Origin of the sequence: Paracoccus sp. (in: a-proteobacteria), from assembly GCF_030604785.1 — a bacterium.
Lineage (GTDB): Bacteria > Pseudomonadota > Alphaproteobacteria > Rhodobacterales > Rhodobacteraceae > Paracoccus.
In genome coordinates, this window is record NZ_JAUVVF010000018.1 from 1 (window position 1) to 21,902 (window position 21,902).

20 protein-coding genes are annotated in these 21,902 nt (G+C 68.6%); 14 read left to right on the plus strand and 6 right to left on the minus strand.

Translation table 11 applies throughout. The features are described 5' to 3' along the window. The 4 genes from argH to QAR72_RS07635 form a co-directional block, all read left to right on the plus strand. The coding region (argH, locus tag QAR72_RS07620; protein ID WP_304616770.1) for an argininosuccinate lyase at window positions 1-1,205 on the plus strand (1,205 nt) is incomplete at its 5' end. Further along, window positions 1,202-1,360: a lipoprotein gene (locus QAR72_RS07625; protein WP_304616771.1), complete on the plus strand. Its 159-nt coding sequence runs from the start codon at window positions 1,202-1,204 to the stop codon at window positions 1,358-1,360. The genes argH and QAR72_RS07625, both read left to right, overlap by 4 nt. After that, window positions 1,360-2,625, plus strand: coding sequence for a diaminopimelate decarboxylase (gene lysA / locus QAR72_RS07630; RefSeq protein WP_304616772.1), 1,266 nt, complete (start codon window positions 1,360-1,362; stop codon window positions 2,623-2,625). The genes QAR72_RS07625 and lysA overlap by 1 nt, the downstream gene beginning before the upstream one ends. Next, window positions 2,616-5,201 carry a DUF4175 domain-containing protein gene (locus QAR72_RS07635; RefSeq protein WP_304616773.1) on the plus strand — a complete coding sequence of 862 codons (2,586 nt, stop codon included), beginning with the start codon at window positions 2,616-2,618 and terminating at the stop codon, window positions 5,199-5,201. The genes lysA and QAR72_RS07635 overlap by 10 nt, the downstream gene beginning before the upstream one ends. A gap of 10 nt (window positions 5,202-5,211) precedes the next feature. On the opposite strand, the gene QAR72_RS07640 is transcribed toward QAR72_RS07635, so the two are convergent. Continuing rightward, entirely contained in the window at window positions 5,212-5,991 is a 780-nt protein-coding gene (locus QAR72_RS07640; RefSeq protein WP_304616774.1) for a zinc-ribbon domain-containing protein, read from the minus strand. Between the two features lie 114 nt (window positions 5,992-6,105). On the opposite strand from QAR72_RS07640, the gene QAR72_RS07645 reads away from it, so the two are divergent. Genes QAR72_RS07645 through QAR72_RS07655 form a run of 3 tightly spaced genes read left to right on the plus strand, consistent with a single transcriptional unit; the run spans window position 6,106 to window position 8,500 of the window. After that, complete coding sequence (locus tag QAR72_RS07645) at window positions 6,106-6,780, plus strand: cell division ATP-binding protein FtsE (protein ID WP_304616775.1); 675 nt, start codon at window positions 6,106-6,108, stop codon at window positions 6,778-6,780. Next, complete coding sequence (locus QAR72_RS07650; protein WP_442953565.1) at window positions 6,777-7,706, plus strand: cell division protein FtsX; 930 nt, start codon at window positions 6,777-6,779, stop codon at window positions 7,704-7,706. Before QAR72_RS07645 ends, QAR72_RS07650 begins: the two co-directional genes overlap by 4 nt. After that, a complete protein-coding gene (locus QAR72_RS07655; protein WP_304616777.1) occupies window positions 7,703-8,500 on the plus strand; it encodes a lysophospholipid acyltransferase family protein in 798 nt (265 codons plus the stop codon). Before QAR72_RS07650 ends, QAR72_RS07655 begins: the two co-directional genes overlap by 4 nt. Here the strand turns inward: QAR72_RS07655 and QAR72_RS07660 are convergent. From QAR72_RS07660 to QAR72_RS07670, 3 genes are all read right to left on the minus strand, one after another. Further along, entirely contained in the window at window positions 8,485-8,715 is a 231-nt protein-coding gene (locus QAR72_RS07660) for a hypothetical protein (RefSeq protein ID WP_304616778.1), read from the minus strand. The genes QAR72_RS07655 and QAR72_RS07660 overlap by 16 nt on opposite strands. Window positions 8,716-9,096: 381 nt before the next feature. Beyond that, window positions 9,097-10,059, minus strand: a complete 963-nt coding sequence (locus QAR72_RS07665) for an acetyl-CoA carboxylase carboxyltransferase subunit alpha (protein ID WP_304616779.1) — start codon at window positions 10,057-10,059, stop codon at window positions 9,097-9,099. Between the two features lie 84 nt (window positions 10,060-10,143). Further along, on the minus strand, window positions 10,144-11,328 hold the full coding sequence (locus tag QAR72_RS07670; protein WP_304616780.1) for a MalY/PatB family protein: 1,185 nt from the start codon (window positions 11,326-11,328) through the stop codon (window positions 10,144-10,146). A gap of 76 nt (window positions 11,329-11,404) precedes the next feature. On the opposite strand from QAR72_RS07670, the gene def (QAR72_RS07675) reads away from it, so the two are divergent. The 3 genes from def (QAR72_RS07675) to fmt all read left to right on the plus strand — a co-directional run bounded on the left by def (QAR72_RS07675) (window position 11,405) and on the right by fmt (window position 13,424). Next, the gene (gene def / locus QAR72_RS07675) at window positions 11,405-11,926 is read left to right on the plus strand and encodes a peptide deformylase (RefSeq protein WP_304616781.1); all 522 of its coding nucleotides are present in this window, start codon (window positions 11,405-11,407) and stop codon (window positions 11,924-11,926) included. Window positions 11,927-11,965: 39 nt separating this feature from the next. After that, window positions 11,966-12,469, plus strand: coding sequence for a peptide deformylase (gene def / locus QAR72_RS07680; protein WP_304616782.1), 504 nt, complete (start codon window positions 11,966-11,968; stop codon window positions 12,467-12,469). A gap of 61 nt (window positions 12,470-12,530) precedes the next feature. Beyond that, window positions 12,531-13,424 carry a methionyl-tRNA formyltransferase gene (gene fmt, locus QAR72_RS07685; protein WP_304616783.1) on the plus strand — a complete coding sequence of 298 codons (894 nt, stop codon included), beginning with the start codon at window positions 12,531-12,533 and terminating at the stop codon, window positions 13,422-13,424. A 99-nt stretch (window positions 13,425-13,523) separates the two neighbouring features. On the opposite strand, the gene secA is transcribed toward fmt, so the two are convergent. Further along, window positions 13,524-16,241 (minus strand): preprotein translocase subunit SecA, encoded by a 2,718-nt coding sequence (secA, locus tag QAR72_RS07690; protein ID WP_304616784.1) that lies wholly within the window; start codon window positions 16,239-16,241, stop codon window positions 13,524-13,526. 211 nt (window positions 16,242-16,452) lie between these two features. Here secA and QAR72_RS07695 point away from each other — a divergent pair, with 211 nt between their 5' ends. The 4 genes from QAR72_RS07695 to QAR72_RS07710 all read left to right on the plus strand — a co-directional run bounded on the left by QAR72_RS07695 (window position 16,453) and on the right by QAR72_RS07710 (window position 19,192). Continuing rightward, the gene (locus QAR72_RS07695) at window positions 16,453-17,292 is read left to right on the plus strand and encodes a peptidylprolyl isomerase (protein ID WP_304616785.1); all 840 of its coding nucleotides are present in this window, start codon (window positions 16,453-16,455) and stop codon (window positions 17,290-17,292) included. Next, on the plus strand, window positions 17,292-18,545 hold the full coding sequence (gene argJ, locus QAR72_RS07700; RefSeq protein ID WP_304616786.1) for a bifunctional glutamate N-acetyltransferase/amino-acid acetyltransferase ArgJ: 1,254 nt from the start codon (window positions 17,292-17,294) through the stop codon (window positions 18,543-18,545). Before QAR72_RS07695 ends, argJ begins: the two co-directional genes overlap by 1 nt. After that, window positions 18,542-18,940, plus strand: coding sequence for an 8-oxo-dGTP diphosphatase MutT (mutT, locus tag QAR72_RS07705; protein ID WP_304616787.1), 399 nt, complete (start codon window positions 18,542-18,544; stop codon window positions 18,938-18,940). The genes argJ and mutT overlap by 4 nt, the downstream gene beginning before the upstream one ends. Window positions 18,941-19,063: 123 nt before the next feature. Next, complete coding sequence (locus tag QAR72_RS07710; RefSeq protein ID WP_304616788.1) at window positions 19,064-19,192, plus strand: hypothetical protein; 129 nt, start codon at window positions 19,064-19,066, stop codon at window positions 19,190-19,192. Window positions 19,193-19,344: 152 nt separating this feature from the next. Here QAR72_RS07710 and infB read toward each other — a convergent pair whose 3' ends face one another. After that, window positions 19,345-21,897: a translation initiation factor IF-2 gene (infB, locus tag QAR72_RS07715; protein WP_304616789.1), complete on the minus strand. Its 2,553-nt coding sequence runs from the start codon at window positions 21,895-21,897 to the stop codon at window positions 19,345-19,347. Between the last annotated feature and the right edge of the window lie 5 nt (window positions 21,898-21,902).

Genomic DNA, 21,902 nt, shown 5'->3' on the forward strand with positions numbered 1-21,902 from the left:
CCATCGGGGAAGGCCTGCTCACCGTCTTGTCAGAGATCGAGGCGGGCGATTTCCCCTTCCGCACCGATCTGGAAGACATCCACATGAACGTGGAGGCCCGCCTGAAAGAGATCATCGGCGAACCTGCGGGCCGGCTGCATACGGGCCGGTCGAGGAACGATCAGGTGGCGACGGATTTCCGCCTGTGGGTGCGCGATCAATGCGATGCCGCCATCCAGGGGCTGGGCGCGCTGATCCGCGCCGCCCTGTCGCAGGCCGAGGCCGGGGCCGATTGGGTCATGCCGGGCTTCACGCATCTGCAGACCGCGCAGCCTGTGACCTGGGGCCATCACATGATGGCCTATGTCGAGATGTTCGGCCGCGATCTGTCGCGGTTTGAGGACGCCCGCAAACGGATGAACGAATCGCCTCTGGGCGCGGCGGCGCTGGCCGGGACGGGCTATCCGATCGACCGCGAGATGACCGCGCGCGAGCTGGGCTTCGACCGGCCGATGGCGAACAGCCTCGATGCGGTCAGCGATCGGGACTTCGCGCTGGAATTCCTGTCGGTAGCCAGCATCTGCGCCGTCCATCTGTCGCGGCTGGCCGAAGAGCTGGTGATCTGGTCGTCGGCGCAGTTCCGGTTCGTCTCGATGTCGGACAAGTGGTCCACCGGCTCGTCCATCATGCCGCAAAAGCGCAATCCCGACGCGGCCGAGCTGATCCGGGCCAAGATCGGGCGCATCCTGGGGGCGACGGTGGCGCTGTTCACCGTGATGAAGGGCCTGCCGCTAGCCTATTCCAAGGACATGCAGGAGGACAAGGAACAGGCCTTCGACGCCGCCGACAGCCTGATGCTGGCGCTGGCGGCGATGGCCGGGATGCTCTCCGACCTGACCGCCAACCGCGAGAAGCTGGAGGCGGCGGCGTCCAGCGGCTTTTCCACCGCGACCGATCTGGCCGATTGGCTGGTACGCGAACTGGGCCTGCCCTTCCGCGACGCCCATCACGTCACCGGCAGCCTTGTCGCGCTGGCCGAGGGGCGCGGCGTCGATCTGCCTGACCTGACGCTGGACGAAATGCAATCGGTCCATGCGGGCATCACGCAGGACGTGTTTTCCGTGCTGGGCGTGCACAATTCGGTCGCGTCGCGGCAAAGCTATGGCGGCACGGCGCCCGATCAGGTCCGCGCCCAGATCACCCGCTGGAAGGAGAAACTGGCATGAAGACCCCGACCCTTGCCCTGATCGCGGCGCTGTTCGCGCTGACCGCCTGCGGCGTCGATGGTCCCCCGCAGCGGCCGCCGGAAAAGCCGCTGCAGCAGCAGATCGGCGTCAGCATCGGCGGTGATGCGCGGGTCGGCGTCTCGGCGCGGCTCTGATGGATCACTTCAACTATCGCCAGGGTGAGCTGTTCGCCGAGGATGTGGCCCTGTCCTGCATCGCGCGGCAGGTCGGCAGCCCGGTCTACATCTACTCGGCCGCGACGCTGCGCCGGCATTTCGGTCTGTTCCGGCAGGCGCTGGACTGGACCGATCACCTGGTCTGCTTCGCGGTCAAGTCGAACAGCAATCTCGCCGTGCTCAAGCTGATGGGCGACATGGGGGCGGGGATGGATGTGGTCTCGGGCGGGGAATATGCCCGCGCCCGGGCGGCGGGCGTGCCGGGCGACCGGATCGTCTTTTCCGGCGTCGGCAAGACCCTGGCCGAGATGCGCATGGCCATCGAAGGCGGCATCCGCCAGTTCAACATCGAGAGCGAACCCGAGATGCAGGCCCTGTCGGCGCTGGCCGACAGCATGGGCGCGACGGTGCCCGTGGCGATCCGGGTGAACCCGGACGTGGATGCCAAGACCCACGAGAAGATCGCCACCGGCAAGGCCGAGAACAAGTTCGGCATCCCCATCTCTCGCGCGCGCGAGGTCTATGCCGAGGCCGCAGCCCTGCCGGGGCTGCGTGTGGTCGGGGTGGATGTGCATATCGGCAGCCAGCTGACCGATCTGGCGCCCTTTCGCGCGGCCTATGCCAAGGTCGCGGAACTGACGCAGGCGCTGCGCGCCGAAGGCCACGACATCACCCGCCTTGATCTGGGCGGCGGGCTTGGCATCCCCTATCGCCGCGACAATAACGCGCCGCCGCTGCCCATCGAATACGGCGCCGTAATCCGCGAGACCGTGGGCCATCTGGGCTGCGAGATCGAGATCGAGCCGGGCCGCAACATCGTCGGCAATGCGGGCGTGCTGCTGAGCCAGGTGATCTACGTCAAGCGTGGCGAGGATCGCGATTTCCTGATCGTTGACGCGGCGATGAACGACCTGCTGCGCCCGGCCATGTATGGCGCCCATCACGACATCGTCCCGGTCGTCGAGGCGGCGCCGGGCGCCCCCGTCCAGCCCTATGACGTTGTCGGCCCCGTCTGCGAATCGGGCGACACGTTCCAGAAGGGCGCCGAACTGCCGGCCATGGCGGCGGGCGACCTGATCGCCTTCCGCTCGGCGGGGGCTTACGGCGCGGTGATGGCATCGGAGTACAATTCGCGGCCTCTGGTGCCGGAAGTGCTGGTCGAGGGCGATCACTTCGCCGTCATCAGGGCGCGTCCGACATATGAGGAGATGCTGAGCCGGGATAGCATCCCGGCATGGCTTTGACGCGGCATCACGATGCGGAAGAAGCGCCGGGGGCCGATGGTCTCCGGTCGGCGCCCGAAGATGCGCGGGCCGATGACCTGATCGCGGACGGGCGCGGCCCGGTCGCGCGCGCGCTGCGGCTGACGCGGTGGGGCATGGTCTGGGAACGGGCCGCGCGGGCCTTCTGGCCGCTGGCGGCGCTGGTGGCCGTCGGGTTCTCGATCCTCTGGCTGGGTCTGGCCGAACCGCTTGGCCCCGCCCTGCCCTGGGCGGCGGGCCTGTGGCTGGCGGCCGTGATCGTGACGGCGATCCGGGGCGGGCTGCGCTTTGTGCCGGTGCGGGATGCCGATGCGCTGGCCCGGCTGGACCGGACGCTGCCGGGGCGGCCCCTGTCGGCCCTGTCCGACCGCGCGGCGATCGGCGGCGAGGGTGCCTTGTGGCGCGCGCATCTGGCGCAGATGCGGGCGGCCGCGCTTCAGGCGCGCCCGGTGCCGCCCGACGCCCAGCTTGCGCGGCGCGACCCCTATGCGCTGCGGCTGGCCGCGATGCTGGCCTTGGTCATGGCGCTGATCTTCGGCGGCGCGGGCCGGATGGGACAGGGCCTGTCGGCCATCGCCGCCACGATGAACCCCGCCGCTGCGCCGCAGGTCGCCACCGGCCCCTCATGGGAGGGCTGGGCCGAGCCGCCCGCCTATACCCGCCGCCCGACGCTTTACCTGAATGCCCTGCCCGAGGGCGAGGATCTGGTGCTGCCCAAGGGCTCGGTCCTGACCTTCCGTCTCTATGGCGGCGCGCAGGAGGTGGCGCAGGATATCGGCCCCTCGCTGTCGGACGACCCGCTGGCCCCGAGGATCCGCGCCGAGGAAAGCGGCAGCGTCGAACTGGCCGGGCGCCACTTCGGGATCGAGGTCCTGCCGGACCAGCCTCCGGTGATCCGCGCGGGCGCCGCCCCCATGCGCCGGGCCGATGGCCGGATGATCCAGGATTTCAGCGCCGAGGATGACCACGGCGTCATCGCGGCCGATGCCGTGATCGCGCTGGATCTGGCCGCTGTTGACCGCCGCTTCGGCCTGGCCGCCGAGCCCGAGCCGCGCGAGGATATCGAACTGGCCCTGCCTCTGCCGCGCGGGGATCGCCGTCAGGTCGCGGGCCAGCTGGTCGAGGATCTGGCCCGCCACCCCTGGGCGAACCTGCCGGTGACGCTGACCCTGCGCGCCGAGGACGGGATCGAACAGGTGGCCCATGCGCCCGCCGCGCGGCTGGACCTGCCGGGGCGGCGCTTCTTCAACCCGCTCGCCGCCGCGCTGATCGAGATGCGGCGCGATCTGCTTTGGTCGCGCGAGAACGCTCGCCGCAGCGCCGAGATCCTGCGCGCCGTGACATGGCGGCCCGAAGGCTTTGTCGAGGACGCGCTTTATACCGAACTCCGCTCTGCCGTGACCCTGCTGGAACGTGGCCCGCTTGCCCCCGAGGCGCGCGACCGCATGGCCGAGGCCCTGTGGCAGGCCGCGCTGGAGCTTGAGGATGGCGGTCTGGCCGATGCGCTGGCGCGGATGCGCGAGGCGCAGCAGAAGCTGTCCGAGGCGATCCGCAACGGCGCCAGTCCCGACGAGATCCAGCGACTGATGGACGAGCTGCGCGAGGCGACCGAGGCCTATACCCAGATGCTGGCCGAGCAGAGCCAGCGTCAGGACCGCAGCGACAGCCCCGATCGCGGCCAGCAGGGCCAGCAGATCACCGGCGACCAGATCCAGCAGATGATGGACGAGATCCAGCGCCTGATGAACGAGGGCCGCATGGCCGAGGCCGCCGCCCTTCTGGAACAGTTCAACCGCATGATGGAGAACCTTCAGGTCCAGCAGGGCGAGGGCGGCGAAGGCAGCGGTCAGGGCAGTGGCGAGGGCAATCAGTCGATGAACCGCCTGGCCGACACGCTGCGCGAGCAGCAGCGCCTGTCCGACGACGCCTTCCGCGAGATGCAGCGCCAGTTCGGGCAGGGTTTCGGGCAGGATCAGGACGGCGATCAGGCCGAGGGAACCTCGCCCGGTGAACTGGCCGAACGCCAGCGCGAATTGCGCGAGGAACTGGGCCGCCAGCAGGGCCTGATGCCCGGCCAGGGCTCGGAGGCGGGCGACCGCGCGCGGCGGCAGCTGGACGAGGCGGGCCGCGCGATGGAGGATGCCGAGGACGCGCTGCGTCAGGGCGATACGGGCGAGGCGCTGCAACGGCAGGCCGATGCGATCCAGTCCATGCGCGAGGGCATGCGCGCGCTTGGCGACATGCTGGCGGGCGACCAGCCCCCGGCGCAGCAGGGCGAGGGCCAGGACCGGGCCGAGGCGCAGGACGGCCAGCAGCCCGGCCAAGGCCAACCGGGCGCGCAGGGGGCGCCTGTGGATGGCCGGCCGCAGCTTGACCCTCTGGGACGCCCGCGCCCCGGCAGCGGCAACGTCATCACCGGAGGAGACCCCTTGGCCGAGGGGCTGGACCCGGCTCGGCGCGCGCGCGATCTGCTGGACGAGATCCGCCGCCGCAGCGGCGAGATCGCCCGCCCGCGCGACGAACGCGATTATCTGGGGCGCCTGCTGGAGCGGTTCTGAGGCCCGCGCCTTAGCCCGTCAGATCGCGCGCCTGATCCTGAAGCCATAGCCGGCCCCGGTCGACCTCTTGGCGCAGCTCCATCAGCCGTTCGCCAAAGGGGTTGTCGCTGGCCGCCAGTCCGGGCGCCAGCAGATACAGCGCCACGCAAGAGGCGGCCACCATCAGCGACAGGCCGAACCCCGCCCGATAGGCACCGCTGCGCCCCTGTTTGCGGGGGGCGGGCGGGGCGTCGTGGCGGATGACCTGCGGGGAGGGCCGCGCGGTCTCGGCCGAGGCGGGCTCTGCGGGCGGCACGGCCAGCGGCCGGGTGATCAGGCGCGGTGACTCGGCCCGCTGCGGCTGCGGATCGGCGCGCCTTGCGGGCCGGTCCACAGGGGCCGAACCCTCGGGCGTGGGGCCTGTCGGGGCGGGCGGGCGCTGGTCGGCATCGGTGACGGTCGTGGCGGGCCAGTCGGCCTCGTCCTCGGGCAGGACGGTCCGGATCGCGGGCAGCGTCTCTGCACCGTCACCCTCGCGCAGGCGGCGCTCGTGCTCGACCTCCTGCCGCAGGATGTCCAGCACATCGGCGGGCAGGCGGCTGCTGGGCGGAGGCAAGGCGGGGCCGGGCGCCGGATCGGCGGCGGCGAAATCGCCCAGATCCAGCCGCGCGGGCGCGGCATCGGCGCGGCGGGCCATCCAGACATGGCCGCAGGCGCTGCACTCGACCTCGCGGCCCGAGGCGGGGATGGCATCGGGCGGTAGCCGGTATTCGGCCTCGCAGCCGGGACAGATCAACCTCATTTCAGACATGCCGACCCTCGTAATCGCCTTGCGGCTGTTTTATCAAGCCGGGAACCGGGTTGCAAAGCGGCAGGTCGGGACAGGCCGCGACAGAACGGCTTTTGGCAGCGAACGAGGTAGCATGTGATCGAGATGCGGGATGTCGGCTTCGGTTATCACGGAGAGGCCGATCTGTTGTCGGGCATGACGCTGACATTGCAGCCGGGCATGTTCCATTTCCTGACCGGGCCGTCGGGATCGGGCAAGACCACGCTGCTGCGGCTGTGCTATGCCGACCTGCTGCCGCGGTCCGGGCAGATGACCGCCTTCGGGCAGGACATGCAGGCGCTGGACCGCGACGGGATCGCCCTGCTGCGCCGCAGGGTCGGGGTCGTCCATCAGGACCCGCAATTCCTGGACCACCTGCCCCTGGCGGAGAATGTGGCCCTGCCCATGACCGTCGCGGGCGAGCCGGTCGACATGGACGCGCTGCGCGACCTCTTGGGCTGGGTGCAGCTGTCGCAGCATGCCCGCGCGTTGCCGCCATCCCTGTCGGGCGGCGAAAGGCAGCGGGCCGCGCTGGCGCGGGCGGTGATCCTGTCGCCCGATCTGGTGCTGGCTGACGAGCCGACCGGCAATCTGGACTGGGAGATGTCGATGCGGCTGATGCAGCTGCTGATCGAGCTGAACAAATCGGGCAAGACCGTGCTTGTCGCCACCCATGACCTGAACCTGATCCGGGCGGCAAAGGCGCAGGTCTCGGCGCGGGTGCTGCGCATCTCGGGCGGCAAGCTGCATCTGGCGGGGGCGGATCTATGAAAGGCAGGCGCGTCGTGGCGCCCCGACTGAAGGGGCTGGTCCAGGGGCTGCTCGGCGGCGAGGGCGGCAAGGGTGACCGGATCGTGCCGCCCACCGGGTTCACCGCGCAGCTGACGCTGTTCTCGGCGGGGGCGATGGCCTTTCTGGCGGTCTTTGCGCTGGCGCTGGCGCTGGCGACGGGGCGGCTGGCGGAACGCTGGTCGTCGGAACTGGCGGGTTCGGTCACGGTGCGGATCAGCGCACCCGCCGCGCAGCTTGATGCGCGCGTGCAGTCGGTGCTGACCATCCTGCAGACCACGCCGGGCGCGGGTCAGGCCCGCCGCCTGCCGCAGGACGAGGTCGCGGCGCTTCTGGAACCGTGGTTCGGTCCCGACATGCCGGTCGATGCGCTGCCGGTGCCGGCGCTGATCGACCTGCCGGTCTCGGGGCGGGATTTCGACCCCGAGGGCCTGGCCCTGCGCCTTGAGGCCGAGGCGCCGGGCGCGGTGCTGGACGATCACAGCGCATGGCGGCGTCCTCTGGTCTCGGCCGCGCAGAGACTGCGCGTGCTGGGCGTGGTGTCGCTCTTGCTGATCGGCGCGGCCTCGGCGGCGATGATCACGCTGGCGGCCAAGGCTGCCCTGGCGGCGAACGGGCAGGTCATCCGCGTGCTGCGCCTGATCGGGGCGCGCGACATCACCATCGCCACGGCCTTCGTGCGCCGCTTCACCCGCCGTGCGGCGGTGGGCGCCAGCGTCGGCACGCTGGCCGGGATGGCGGCGGTCGCCATGCTGCCCAATACCAGCGCGGCGGGCGGCTTCCTGACGGGTCTGGGCTTTCAGGGCTGGGGCTGGCTGCTGCCACTGCTGATCCCGGTCGTCGCGGCCGGGGTCGGCTTCGTCGCGACCCGTTGGGCCGCGCTCAAGATGCTGGAGGCGGTGCGATGAAGCGCCACGAGAACCCTCGTCCGGGTCGGCTGACGGTCTGGCAATATGCGCAGAACGTCCTCTATTACCTGCATATCGCGCTGGCGACGCTGGTGATCGGGCTCTTCGGCATCGTGCTGGTTCTGGCGCAGGGTCGGGTCGGTGCGAACAGGGTTGCGACCTTCTGGATCGGCTACATGATCCGGGCCGCGCGCCTGCATCTGGGCCTGACCTGCGAGATCCGCGGCACGCCTCCGACCGAAGATTGCATCGTCGCGGCCAAGCACCAGTGCTTCTGGGACATCCTTGTCATCGCCCATGCCGTGCCGCGCCGCGCCTTCATCATGAAGCGCGAAGTGATGCGCGTGCCGATCATGGGCTGGTATGCGTGGAAGGTGGGCTGCATCCCCATCGACCGCTCGCGCGGGCGCGACGCGATGGCGGCGATTTCGACCACGATCAACCAGCGGATCGCGGGCGACGGGCTGGGGCAGCTGATCATCTACCCCGAAGGCACGCGCACCCTGCCGGGCCAGCGGCGTCCCTACAAGCACGGCGTCGCCACGATCCGCGCCGCGACCGGGCTGCCGGTCGTGCCGGTCGCGGTCAATACCGGCATGTTCTGGCCGCGCAAGGGCTGGGGCATCCGCCCGGGCCGCGCCGTGATCGAGTTCCTGCCCGCGATCGGCCCCGACCTGCCCCAAGAGGCGCTGATGACCCGGCTCGAGGCTGATATCGAGACGCGCTCGGACCTTCTGATGGCCGAGGCAGGGTTGATCCTGCCCCGGCCGGACGCCGATCAGCGCAGCTCGTAATAGCGCGGCACCGTCGGCGGCTCGGGCGGCAGGCCGATGTCGCGCCGCATATGCGGGCTGAGGTGATAGGGGTCGGGCGGCCTGGGCCGCCGCCGTCTTGGCAGCAGCAGCGCCCGGATCATCGCCCATAGGACCGCCATCCGTCCATGGCGGGCGATCAGGCGGTGAAGGGCAGGGTTCAGGCGCGAAGCCTGCGGATGCAGTTCGGCGATCATCGTCGTCTCCTCGGCCCGGCCAAGGCAGGGCCATGTCTGGAATGTGGTCGGAAAGGCGCCATGCCGGACAGCCGCGCGAAAGCGCCGCTTGCATGCGGATATCAGATCATGGCGCGGTGGGTGTGCCCGCAGTTCCGGCCCGAAGCGGGCGCAGAGGGCGTATCGAAGACCTCAGGCGCGGTTGCGCGAGGGGCCTTGTCGGTTGGCCTTGCGGGACGGGCGGGTTGCTTGGTGATGGATCATCTGCGCCCCTCCTGTCTTGCAAATTGCGGGCAGGGGCACGCTGCCACCGTTCTGCAGATCCTGCAATTGGACATGCAAAAGACCGGGCATTTTTGCCCGGCCTGTTGCCGATGGATCACAATGTCGTCAGGAGGCGCGTCAGGCGGCCAGCGCGTGGGCGCCCATCGCGCGGAACTTCTCGCGCCGGTCGCGGACCAGATCGGCGGGCTTCATGCCCGACATTTCCGCCAGCATCGCGCCGATCTCGACGCCCACGGCGGCGATGGCGGCGGCGGGATCGCGCTGCGCGCCGCCCATCGGCTCGGCGATGATCCGGTCGATCACGCCCAGCTTCTTGAGATCCTGCGCGGTCAGGCGCAGCGCCTCGGCGGCGTCTCGCATCTTCTCGGCATCCTTCCACAGGATCGAGGCGCAGCCTTCGGGCGAGATCACCGAATAGATCGAGTGTTCCAACATGGCGATGCGGTTGGCGGTCGCAAAGGCCACGGCCCCGCCGGAACCGCCCTCGCCGATGATGACGCTGACCAGCGGCACGCCGATTTCCAGGCATTTCATGGTGCAGCGGGCGATGGCCTCACTTTGGCCGCGTTCCTCGGCGCCCTTGCCGGGATACGCGCCGGGCGTATCGACCAGCGTGATGACAGGCAGGCCGAAGCGGTGCGCCATGTCCATCAGGCGGATCGCCTTGCGATAGCCTTCGGGGCGGGCCATGCCGAAATTGTGGTGGATGCGCGATTTGGTGTCGTTGCCCTTCTCATGGCCGATCACGACGCAGGGCGCGTCGTTGAAGCGCGCAAGGCCACCCATCACCGCATGGTCGTCGCCAAAGGCGCGGTCGCCCGCCAGCGGCGTGAATTCGGTAAACAGCGCCTTGATGTAGTCGCTGCAATGGGGGCGGTCGGCATGGCGCGCGACCAGCGTCTTGCGCCAGGGCGTCAGCGAGGCGTAAAGCTCGCCCAGCATCTCCTGCGCCTTGGCATCCAGCGCGGCGGCCTCTTTCTCGACATCGACGGCCCCTTCGCCCTTGCGGGCCATGGCGCGAAGCTCTTCGGCCTTGGCCTCGATATCGGCGAGCGGCTTTTCGAAATCCAGATAGACCATGCGTGGCGCCCCTTGGGTTCGGATCTGGCGCTATATAGGCCGGGTCGCTGCATCATGCAACGCGCCCGGCCCCCTGTGACGGGCCTATTGCAGATCCGCAAAGGCGGCGGTCAGGCGCTGGACCGCCTCGGCCACGCGGGCGCGGGGGGTGGCCAGGTTGAAGCGCAGGAAATCCTCACCCCCTGCGCCGAAGCTGGCGCCGTGATTGGCGGCGATCCGGGCCTGCCCCTCGACCCGCGCGATGAATTCGGACTGCGCCATGCCGGTCCCCGAGAAATCGACCCAGGCCAGATAGGTCGCCTGCAAGGGCATCGACCGCAGCCCCGGAATCGCGTTCACGCCCTGGTCGAAGAGCCGCCGGTTCCCGTCCAGATAGGCGCACAGGTGGTCGATCCATTCCGCGCCCTCAGGGGAATAGGCGGCGGCGACCATGTCCATCCCCATGAAGGCGGGCGAGATGCCGCGCGCCATCAGCGCCGCCTTGAACCGAGCCCGCAGGTCGGAATCGGAGATGATCGCATTGCCGATGTGGGCGCCGGCGATATTGAAGCTTTTGGTGGCGGCGGTCAGCGTCACCAGCCGGTCGGCGATCTCGGGGATCAGCGCGCCGATCATCCGGTGGCGCGGCGCGCCGGGCATGACCAGATCGCAATGGATGTCGTCCGACACAAGGATCAGGTCGTTGCGGATGCAGAAATCGGCCACCTCGCGCAGCTCGGCCTTGGACCAGACACGGCCGCCGGGATTGTGCGGCGAGCAGAGGATCAGCATGCGCTCGTCCCCTGTCAGTTGCGCCTGCCAGCTCTGCCAGTCCATCCGGTAGAGGCCCTGATCCAGTGCCAGAGGCAGCTCGACCAGCCTGCGCCCCGAGGCCCGGATCGTGCGGGCAAAGGCGTGATAGACCGGGCTCATCACGATGACCCCGTCGCCCGGCTGCGTCAGCGCGTCCAAGGCCATCGCCACACCATTGACCAGCCCCGCGCAGGTCAGCACCCAGTCCGGCTGGATCTGCCAGTCGTGGCGCGCCTGCATCCACCAGCAGATCGCGTCCAGATAGGGCCGGTTCGCGCCGGGATAGCCATAGATGCCGTGGGCGACATGGGCCTCGACCGCGCGCTGGACGGCGGCGGGGGGGCGGAAATCCATGTCCGCCACCCACATGGCGATGCCGTCATGCGCCGAGACGCCGTATTGCGCCGCCATGTCGTCCCATTTGCTGCAATGGGTGCCGCGGCGGTCGATGATCTCGTCGAAATCGGGGGTCGTCATGGAATTTCCTGTCCTTGCCTGTCGCGGGGCTTGCCGCGTTATTGCTTCGCGCGCGGGCTTGGCCTAAATGCGCGTCATGAGCCTGAGACCCATCCTGATCCATCCCGATCCGCGCCTCAAGCGTGTGGCCGACCCGATTGCCCGCATCACGCCGGAAATCGAGACCCTGGCCGCTGACATGATCGCGACGATGTATGACGCGCCCGGCATAGGCCTGGCCGGCCCGCAGGTCGGCGTGTTGCAGCGCATCTTCGTGATGGACGCGACCCGCGACCCCGAGGCCGAGCCCGATCCGATGGTTCTGGTGAACCCGGAACTGGTCTGGCGATCGGATGCGACGAATGTCTATGAAGAGGGCTGCCTGTCGATCCCCGACCAATATGCCGAGGTGACGCGCCCGGCCGAGGTCCGGCTGCGCTGGCTGGGGCTTGACGGCAAGGTTCACGAGCGCGATTTCGACGGGCTGGCCGCGACCTGCGCCCAGCACGAACTGGACCATCTGGACGGGGTGCTGTTCATCGACCACCTCTCGGCGATCCGGCGCCAGATGATCACGCGCAAGATGCAGAAGCTCAAGCGGGACCGGGCGCGCGACTGACACCGCCCCGCTGCGCGCCCTTTCGACAAGGAAGACGCCATGGCCGTGCGGCCCTTCATCCCCTATTCCGACCCGCGCCTGCATCGCCCGGCCGAGCCCGTCGAGGCCGTGACCGAGGCCGTGCGGATGATCTGGGACGACATGATCGACACGATGGAGGCGATGCCGGGCGTGGGCCTTGCCGCGCCCCAGATCGGGATCATGCTGCGGCTGGCGGTGGTCGATGCGTCCGACAAGCGTGGTCAGGCGGTACGGATGGCCAATCCCGAAGTCCTGCATGCGAGCGTACAGTTGCGCAGCCATGACGAGGCGAGCCCCAACCTGCCCGGCGTCTGGGCGCCCGTAAAGCGGCCGCGCGCCGTCACGGTGCGGTTCCTCAACGATCAGGGCCAGATCGAGGATCGGGATTTCGTCGGCCTCTGGGCGACCAGCGTGCAGCATCAGATCGACCATCTGGAGGGGCGGGTCTATGTGGATCATCTGACGCCCTTGCGGCGCAAGATGCTGGTCGCGAAATCGGCGAAGCTGGCGCGGAAGGGATAGCGCCGGGGGCTGCCTGCCCCCGGACCCCCGGGGATATTTGGACCAAGGCAAAGGAGTGGACATGCGCGTCGTTTTCATGGGGACGCCCGATTTCTCGGTTCCTGCCCTGCGCGAGATCGCCGCGCGCCACGAGGTCGTGGCGGTCTATACCCAGCCGCCCAGGGCGGCCGGGCGCGGGCAGAAGCCGCGCGTCTCGCCAATTCAGGCGGCGGCCGAGGCTCTGGGTCTGCCGGTGCGCCATCCCGAGCGGTTGCGCGACCCGGCAGAGCAGGCCGCCTTTGCCGCGCTTGACGCGGATGTGGCGGTCGTGGTGGCCTATGGGCTGATCCTGCCGCAGCCGGTTCTGGACGCGCCGCGGCTGGGCTGTCTGAATATCCATGCCTCGATCCTGCCGCGATGGCGGGGGGCCGCGCCCATCCAGCGGGCGATCATGGCGGGGGATGCCGAAACGGGCGTCGCCATCATGCAGATGGAGGCCGGGCTGGATACCGGTCCGGTCCTGGCCGAGGCGCGTACCCCCATTGGCCCTGAGGAGACCGCCGCCGATCTGCATGACCGTCTGTCTGGCATGGGTGCCGCCTTGATCTGCGATGTGCTGGAGCGCCTGCCTCTGCCTGCTGTGCCGCAGCCCGAGGCGGGGGTCAGCTATGCCGCCAAGATCCTGAAGGACGAGGCGCGCATCGACTGGACAAGACCCGCGATCGAGATCGACCGCCAGATCCGGGGCCTGTCGCCTTTTCCGGGCGCCTGGTGCGATATCGGCGGAGAGCGCGTCAAGCTGCTCCGCGTGCGGCTGATCGCGGGAGAGGGCGCGCCGGGCCAAGTTCTGGGAGGGTTCCGGGTGGCCTGCGGGACGGGCGCGCTGGAGATCACCGAGGCGCAGCGCGCTGGCAAGAAGCCGATGCGCGCCGACGATCTCATGCGCGGATGGGCGCTGCCCCCTCGTCTGGGATAGGGCCGGGCAGGGCCCGGCCTCGCGCCCGGCCGTGGCGGGGCTCGTCCCCGCCCGGCGGGCGCGATCCCGTCGCGGGACGCAATCCGTGCTGCGGCGGCGTCAGAACGCGCCGTGGCAGTGCTTGAACTTCTTGCCCGAACCGCAGGGGCAGGGATCGTTGCGCGACGGGTTGCCCCATGTGCCGGGGTCGTTCTCGTCGAAGCCCTCGACCAGCGGCACCGGCTTGTCCGCGTCCGAGGCAGACTGGCTGTCCGCGCCATGCGCCATGGTCAGGCGGTCCTGCGCAGCCTTCTGCTGTTCGGCCATCTGGCGCAGCATCTCTTCGCGTTCGGCATCGGTCAGCGGACGGATCTGCGACAGGCGCTGCGTCACGTCGAAGCGCAGGCTGTCCAGCAGCGTCTCGAACAGCTGGAAGGCCTCGGTCTTGTATTCCGACAGCGGGTCGCGCTGCGCGTAGCCGCGGAAGCCCACGACCGAGCGCAGATGTTCCAGCGTCAGCAGGTGGTCACGCCATTTCTGGTCGATCATCTGCAGCAGGACCTGCTTTTCGACGGTCTTCATCGTCTCGGGGCCGAAGGCGGCGGCCTTTTCGGCCATGTAGCGGTCGGTCGCTTCGGTGATCCGCTCGCGCATCACCTCTTGATCGACGCCCTCCTCCTCGGCCCATTCGACGACGGGCAGGTTCATGTTCAGCTTCTCGCGGACAGCCGTCTTCAGGCCCTCGGCGTCCCACTGGTCGGCATAGGTCTTGGCGGGCATGAAATCCTCGACCAGGTCGTCGATGACCTGGTGGCGCATGTCGGCGGTGATCTCGCCCAGCTCCTCGCTGTCCATGATCTCGCGGCGCTGGCCGAAGATGGCCTTGCGCTGGTCGTTCATGACGTCGTCGAATTTCAGCAATTGCTTGCGGATGTCGAAGTTGCGCCCCTCGACCTTGGCCTGGGCGCGCTCCAGCGACTTGTTCACCCAAGGGTGCACGATGGCCTCGCCCTCTTTCATGCCGAGGGTCGAGAGCACCTTGTCCAGGCGGTCAGAGCCGAAGATCCGCATCAGGTCGTCTTCCAGCGACAGGAAGAACAGCGACCGGCCCGGATCGCCCTGACGGCCCGAACGGCCGCGCAGCTGGTTGTCGATCCGGCGGCTCTCATGGCGCTCGGTGGCCAGAACGAACAGCCCGCCCGCCTCGAGCACCTTCTGCTTGTCGGCGGCGTGTTCGGCCTCGATCCGGGCGCGCAATTCGTCGGGATGGGCGTCGGGATCGGCCTTCAGCGCCTCCATCACCTTCATTTCGACATTGCCACCCAGCTGGATGTCGGTGCCGCGGCCGGCCATGTTGGTGGCGATGGTCACGGCGCCGGGCTTGCCGGCATCGGCGACGATCTGGGCCTCTGCCTCGTGCTGGCGGGCGTTCAGGACGTTATGCGCGATGCCTTCCTTGGTCAGCAGGTTGGACAGCATCTCGGATTTCTCGATGCTGGTCGTGCCCACCAGGATCGGCTGGCCCTTGGCATTCGCCTCGCGGATCGCCTCGACCACGGCCGCGTACTTTTCCTGCGCGGTGCGGTAGACGCGGTCATGCTCGTCGATCCGCGCGATGCCGCGATTGGTCGGAACCTCGACCACGCCCAGCTTGTAGATCTCCTGAAATTCCTCGGCCTCGGTCGCGGCGGTGCCGGTCATCCCGGCCAGTTTCGCATAGAGGCGGAAATAGTTCTGGAAGGTCACGCTGGCCAAGGTGACGTTCTCGGGCTGGATGTCCACGCCCTCCTTGGCCTCGATCGCCTGGTGCAGGCCGTCCGACAGGCGGCGGCCCTTCATCATCCGGCCGGTGAATTCGTCGATCAGCATCACCTCGCCGTCGCGGACCATGTAGTGCTGGTCCTTCAGGAACAGCTTGTGCGCGCGCAGGGCCTGGCTGGCATGGTGGACGATGGTGGTCGATTCCGGATCGTAGAGCGTCTGGTCCTCGGGCAGGATGCCGTCGGCCTGAAGGCGCTTTTCCAGAAACTCGTTGCCCTCTTCGGTGAAGGTGGCGTTGCGGGCCTTCTCGTCCAGCTTGAAATGCTCGTCCGTCAGCAGCGGGATATACTGGTCGAGAACGCGGTAGAGTTCCGACCGGTCCTGCGACGGTCCCGAGATGATCAGGGGCGTGCGGGCCTCGTCGATGAGGATGCTGTCCACCTCGTCGACGATGGCGTAATTGTGGCCGCGCTGGACCATCTCGGCCACCGAGCCCTTCATGTTGTCGCGCAGATAGTCGAAGCCCAGCTCGTTGTTGGTGGCGTAGGTCACGTCGCAGGCATAGGCGGCGCGCTTCTCGTCCTCGGGCTGGAAGGGGTAGACGACGCCGCAGGTCATGCCCAGCTGGGCATAGACCTTGGACATCCATTCCGCGTCACGCTTGGCCAGATAATCGTTGACGGTGACGACATGCACGCCATTGCCGGACAGCGCGTTCAGATAGGCCGGGAAGGTGGCGACCAGGGTCTTGCCCTCGCCGGTCTTCATCTCGGCGATGTTGCCCTGATGCAGGAAGATCCCCCCCATCAGCTGCACGTCGAAGGCCCGCAGGCCCAGGGCGCGGCGCGCGCCCTCGCGGCAATTGGCGAAGGCCTCGGGCAGGATGTCGTCAAGGCTTTCGCCGCCCGCCACGCGGTTCTGGAATTCGCGCGTCTTGTCGATCAGTCCCTGATCGGACAGGGCCTTGAACTCGGCCTCCAGCGCATTGATGCGCGCGACCAGCGGGCGCGTTCCCTTGACCTTGCGGTCATTGGGCGTGCCAAAGACCATTTTCGCCAGATTTCCGATGCCGAGCATGTCACCTTCGCAATCACGTTGTTGGGAAAGGCGCCTGTGACGCGGGCCACTTGCCCGCACCGGCGGCATTGCCGTATCAGGGGCCTGAACGAAACGCGGCGGCGGCGCCTTCCACGGAGTTGCTCCGGGATGTAGGCCCCGCATGCCTGACTGTCAATGTTGGCCCGGCCCGTCGACGCGGTCCGGGCCGTGATCTGCAAGGGGTTGCGACATGCTGAAGGCGTCTTGTCTGGCACTGGCCATGGGGCTCGGGGCGCTTGCTCCCGCCGCTCTGGCCGAGGAAAGCGGGGCCGACCGCGTGGTCGCAACCGTGAACGGACAGCCCATCACCCTGGGCCAGATGATCCTGATGCGCCAGTCGATGACCGACCCGATGGCGCAGCAACTGCCCGATCAGGCAATGTGGGACATGATGCTGGACCAGCTGATCCGCCAGACCGCCGTGGCCGAGGCCGCCGAGGACAGCGCCGGTCTGCGCGCCCAGATCGAATTGCAGCGCCGCAACGCGATGGCCACCGCCACCGTCAGCCGCCTGGCCGAGGCCGAGCCCTCGGACGAGGCGATCGCCGCCGCCTATGACCGCCTGTTCGGCGAGGCCGAGCCGACGACCGAATACAACGCCGCCCATATCCTGGTCGAGACCGAGGAAGAGGCGGCCGAGATCAAGGCCCAGCTGGACGGCGGGGCCGAGTTCGGCGATCTGGCCGAGCAGCATTCGACCGGGCCTTCGGGGCCCAACCGCGGCGATCTGGGCTGGTTCTCGGCCGATCAGATGGTGCCCCCCTTCGCCGAGGCCGTGGCCGCCCTGCAGCCGGGCGAGATCTCGGACCCGGTCCAGACCGAATTCGGCTGGCATGTGATCCGGCTGTCGGAAACGCGCCTGCGCGAGGCGCCCGAACTGGCCGAGATCCGCGACCAGCTTTCGCAGATGGTCCTGCGCGAGACTGTCGAGGCCGAGATCCAGCGCCTCGTCTCCGAGGCCGAGGTCCAGCGCGTCGAAGACATCGACCCCGCGCTGATCAATGACGCCACCCTGCTGGAGGCCGAGTGATGGGCAAGGCCGGGCTTCCCGTTTCGCCGCTGGCGCCGGCGCGCTTTCCCGACCTGCCGGTGATCGAGGGCGTCGAATTCGCCAGCGCCGCCGCAGGCATCAAGTATCAGGGCCGCACCGACGTCACGCTGATCCGCGTGGCGCCGGGCAGCACGCTGGCGGGGGCGTTCACGCGATCCTCGACCCGCGCTGCCTGCGTTCTGGACAACCAGGCCAAGCTGGCCGCGGGCGGCGACGCGCCGGACGGCGCCGCGATCATCATCAATTCGGGCAATGCCAATGCCTTTACCGGCGCGCGCGGCCAGGAATCGGTCGATGCGGTGACCGGGGCCGTCGCACGGGCGCTTGGGCTGGGGCAGGGGCGGGTCTTCTCGTCCTCGACCGGTGTGATCGGAGAGCCGCTGCCCCATGACCGGATCATCGCGGTGATCGACGATCTGGCCGGCCGGCTGGACGCCGCAGGCGCCGCCGAGGCCGCGCGCGCGATCATGACCACCGACACCTTCCCCAAGGGCGCTTTCGCGACCCTGCCCGGCGAGGGTGGCGAGATCCGCATCACCGGCATCGCCAAGGGGTCGGGCATGATCGCGCCCGACATGGCGACGATGCTGGTCTATGTCTTCACCGACGCGGCGATCCCCGCCGACCTGCTGCAATGGGCGCTGAGCTCGGGGCTGGACACGACCTTCAACGCGATCACCGTGGACAGCGACACCTCAACCTCGGACGCGCTGATCCTGGCGGCGACGGGGCGCAGCACGGCCGCGCCGATCACCGATCTGGGCAGCGCCGCCGGGCAGGCCTTTGTCGCGGCGCTGCATGGCGTGATGCGCGAATTGGCCCATCTGGTCGTGCGCGACGGCGAGGGCGCGACCAAGTTCGTCGAGATCGCCGTGACCGGCGCGCGCGACACGGCCGACGCGCATCGCGTGGCAATGGCCATCGCCAATTCGCCGCTGGTCAAGACCGCCATCGCGGGCGAGGACGCCAATTGGGGCCGCATTGTCGCCGCCATCGGCAAATCGGGCGCCGAGGCCGACCGCGACCGTCTGACGATCCGCTTCGGCGACATGGTCTTGGCGCGCGACGGCTGGCGCGACCCTTCCTATGACGAGGAAGCGGCCAGCGCCTACATGAAGAACCAGGATCTGCGGATCGGGGTCGATCTGGGGCTGGGGCAGGGCGCGCGCACCGTCTGGACCTGCGACCTGACGCATGGCTACATCGACATCAACGCGGATTACCGCTCGTGAAGTCGGTTCTGGTTTCGGCGGTGGCGCTGATCGACGTGGATGGCCGCATCCTGCTCGCGCAGCGCCCCGAGGGCAAGTCGATGGCCGGCCTGTGGGAGTTTCCCGGCGGCAAGGTCGAGCCGGGCGAGACCCCCGAAGCCGCCCTGATCCGCGAATTGCACGAGGAGCTGGGCATCGACACCTGGTCCTCGTGCCTCGCGCCGCTGACCTTTGCCAGCCACCAATATGACAGTTTCCACCTGCTGATGCCGGTCTTCGCCTGCCGCAAGTGGAAGGGCATCCCCCAGCCGCGCGAAGGGCAGCGGCTGGCCTGGGTCAAGGCAGCAGATCTTGGCAATTACCCCATGCCGCCTGCCGATGTGCCGCTGATCCCCGTGCTGAAAATGTGGCTATAATGTCGCAGTTCCCTTGGAACTCGTTCGAATGCTGCCTAAATCGCAGGTGGGTTGCCTCTGGGCTTAGTGGAATTTTAACCAATTCGTGACAACCTGATCCTGTGGGCGCAGAGGAGGATTGACATGATTCGCACCATCTCGATCGGACAGTACATATCGATTCAAGGCGTTTTCGAAGGGGCCGCAGCCAACGGCAATATCCTCGTGCGCGTCGGAAGCCGGACATTTGAGGGGCGCCCCGTCGGCAAGTGAGCCTGCCTGCAAAGGCTAAGAGATTCCAAGGGCGGCATGCGGGGGGCATGCCGCCCTTCTTCATGCGCAAGGGGTGCAGCGGTGCCATGAGGGTTCGCGATACCAAAAAGGGCCGCGAAACCGCGGCCCCCTTTCGACGTGATCGGCACGGCTTACAGCGTGCGTTCGACCTCTTCACGCTCGAAGATCTCGATGACATCGCCTTGGCGGATGTCGTCATAGTTTTCGAAGGCCATGCCGCATTCCTGGCCGGATTGCACTTCCTTGACCTCGTCCTTGAAGCGCTTGAGCGTCTTCAGCGTGCCTTCGTGGATCACCACGTTGTCGCGCAGCAGACGCACGCCTGCCGAACGGCGTGCCACGCCCTCGGTGACAAGGCAGCCGGCGACCTTGCCGACGCCCGTGACCTTGAAGACTTCGCGGATCTGGGCATAGCCGATGAAGTTCTCGCGAACCTCGGCGGACAGCAGGCCCGACGCGGCGGCTTTGATGTCATCGACCAGATCGTAGATGATCGAGTAATAACGGATCTCGACACCCTTCTGGTTGGCCGAGTTCCGGGCCGGCGCGTTGGCCCGTACGTTGAAGCCGATGACGGGGGCCTTGCTGGCTTCGGCCAGACCGATATCGGATTCTGTGATCGCACCCACGCCGTAATGAAGGACGCGGACACGCACTTCGTCGTTGCCGACCTTCTCCAGCGCTTGGACGATCGCCTCGGCCGAGCCCTGCACGTCGGCCTTCACGACCACCGGCAGTTCCGCGACGTTCTGATCGGCCTTGGCCTTCGCCATCAGCTGTTCCAGGGTCGTGGCGGCGCCGGCGGCGGCGCGCTTGTCCTTGGCCTGCTGGATACGGAACTCGGCGATCTCGCGGGCCTGGGCCTCGGTCTCGACGACGTTCAGCACGTCGCCGGCCTCGGGGGTGCCGTTCAGGCCCAGCACCTCGACCGGGACGGACGGGCCGGCCTCTTCGACGCGCTCGCCCTTGTCGTTGATCAGCGCGCGGACCTTGCCCCATTGCTCGCCCACGACGAAGATGTCGCCGCGACGCAGGGTGCCGTGCTGGACCAGAACCGTGGCCACGGGACCGCGGCCGACATCAAGCTGCGCCTCGATCACGGCGCCCTGGGCGGCGCGGTTCGGGTTGGCGCGCAGCTCGAGGATCTCGGCCTGCAGCGCGATGGCTTCCAGCAGGTTGTCCAAGCCCTTGCCGGTCTTGGCCGAAACCTCGACATCCTGCACGTCGCCCGACATCGCCTCGACGACGACTTCGTGCTGCAGCAGGTCCGTGCGAACCTTCTGCGGATCGGCGGTCGGCTTGTCGATCTTGTTGATCGCCACGATCATCGGGACGCCGGCGGCCTTGGCGTGGTTGATCGCCTCGACCGTCTGCGGCATCACCGCGTCATCGGCGGCCACGACCAGCACGACGATATCCGTCACCTGGGCGCCGCGCGCCCGCATCGAGGTAAAGGCCGCGTGGCCCGGCGTGTCGAGGAAGGACAGCACCGCGCCGCTTTCGGTCGTCACCTGATAGGCGCCGATATGCTGGGTGATCCCGCCGGCCTCGCCCGAGACGACGTTCGCGTTGCGGATCGCGTCCAGAAGCGAGGTCTTGCCGTGGTCAACGTGGCCCATGATCGTGATGATCGGCGGGCGCGGGCGGAGATCCTCGGGCTTGTCCTCGACGCTGTCGATGACCTGCTCGACATCGCTGTCGCTGACGCGCACGGCGCGGTGGCCGAATTCCTCGATCACCAGTTCGGCGGTGTCAGCGTCGATCGCCTGGTTCATGGACACCATCATGCCCATCTTCATCAGCGCCTTGACCACGTCGGCGGCGCGTTCGGCCATCCGGTTGGCCAGTTCCGACACCACGATGGTCTCGGGCAGCTGGACGTCGCGGACCTGCTTTTCGGCGCGCTGGCTGCCGCCCATCGCCTTTTGACGGGCCTTGTCCTGCTTGCGCTTCATCGCGGCGAGCGAGCGCTGACGCCCGCCCTCGCCGTCCAGCGCCTGGGTCAGGGACAGCTTGCCGGTGCGGCGGCTGTCGTCGCGCGCGGTCTTGCCGCGGTCGCGTTCGGGGGCGCGCTCCACACGGTCGCGTTCGGGCTTGCGCGGTGCGCCGGTCGCCACGCCCTTGGTCTCGGCGCGCGAGGCGGCGGCCTCGATGGCGGCCTGATCCGGGGCGGCGGGTTTGGCGGGGGCGGCGGCGGGCTTGGCGCGCGGCTCGGCCTTGCGCTTGGCGGCCTCTTCGGCCTCGCGGGCGGCGCGGGCCTCTTCCTCGGCCTTGGCCTTCAGGGCTTCCTCGCGCTCGCGCTCTTCGCGGGCCTTGGCCTCGATCTCGGCGCGGCGGCGTTCGCGCTCTTCCTCGCGGGCCTTGTCCTCGGCGGCGCGGCGGGCGGCATCCTCGGCCTCGCGGGCCTTGGCGGCGGCCAGCGCCTTGAGGCGGCGCTCCATCTCAGCGTCCGAGATGCCGGCAGGGCGTTTCGACGGATCGCCAGCCATCCGGGCGGTCAGCGGGTTCTTTTCCTTCTGCGCGTCGGTCATCTGCGTGGCGCCCGCCTTGGGCACCACGACGCGCTTGCGCTTGGTTTCGACGACCACGCTCTTGGTGCGGCCATGGCTGAAGCTTTGCTTGACCTGGCCGGAACGGCCGCTGCCGCCAAGCCCCAGGGTCTTTTTACCGTCGTTATCGCTCATCTGCG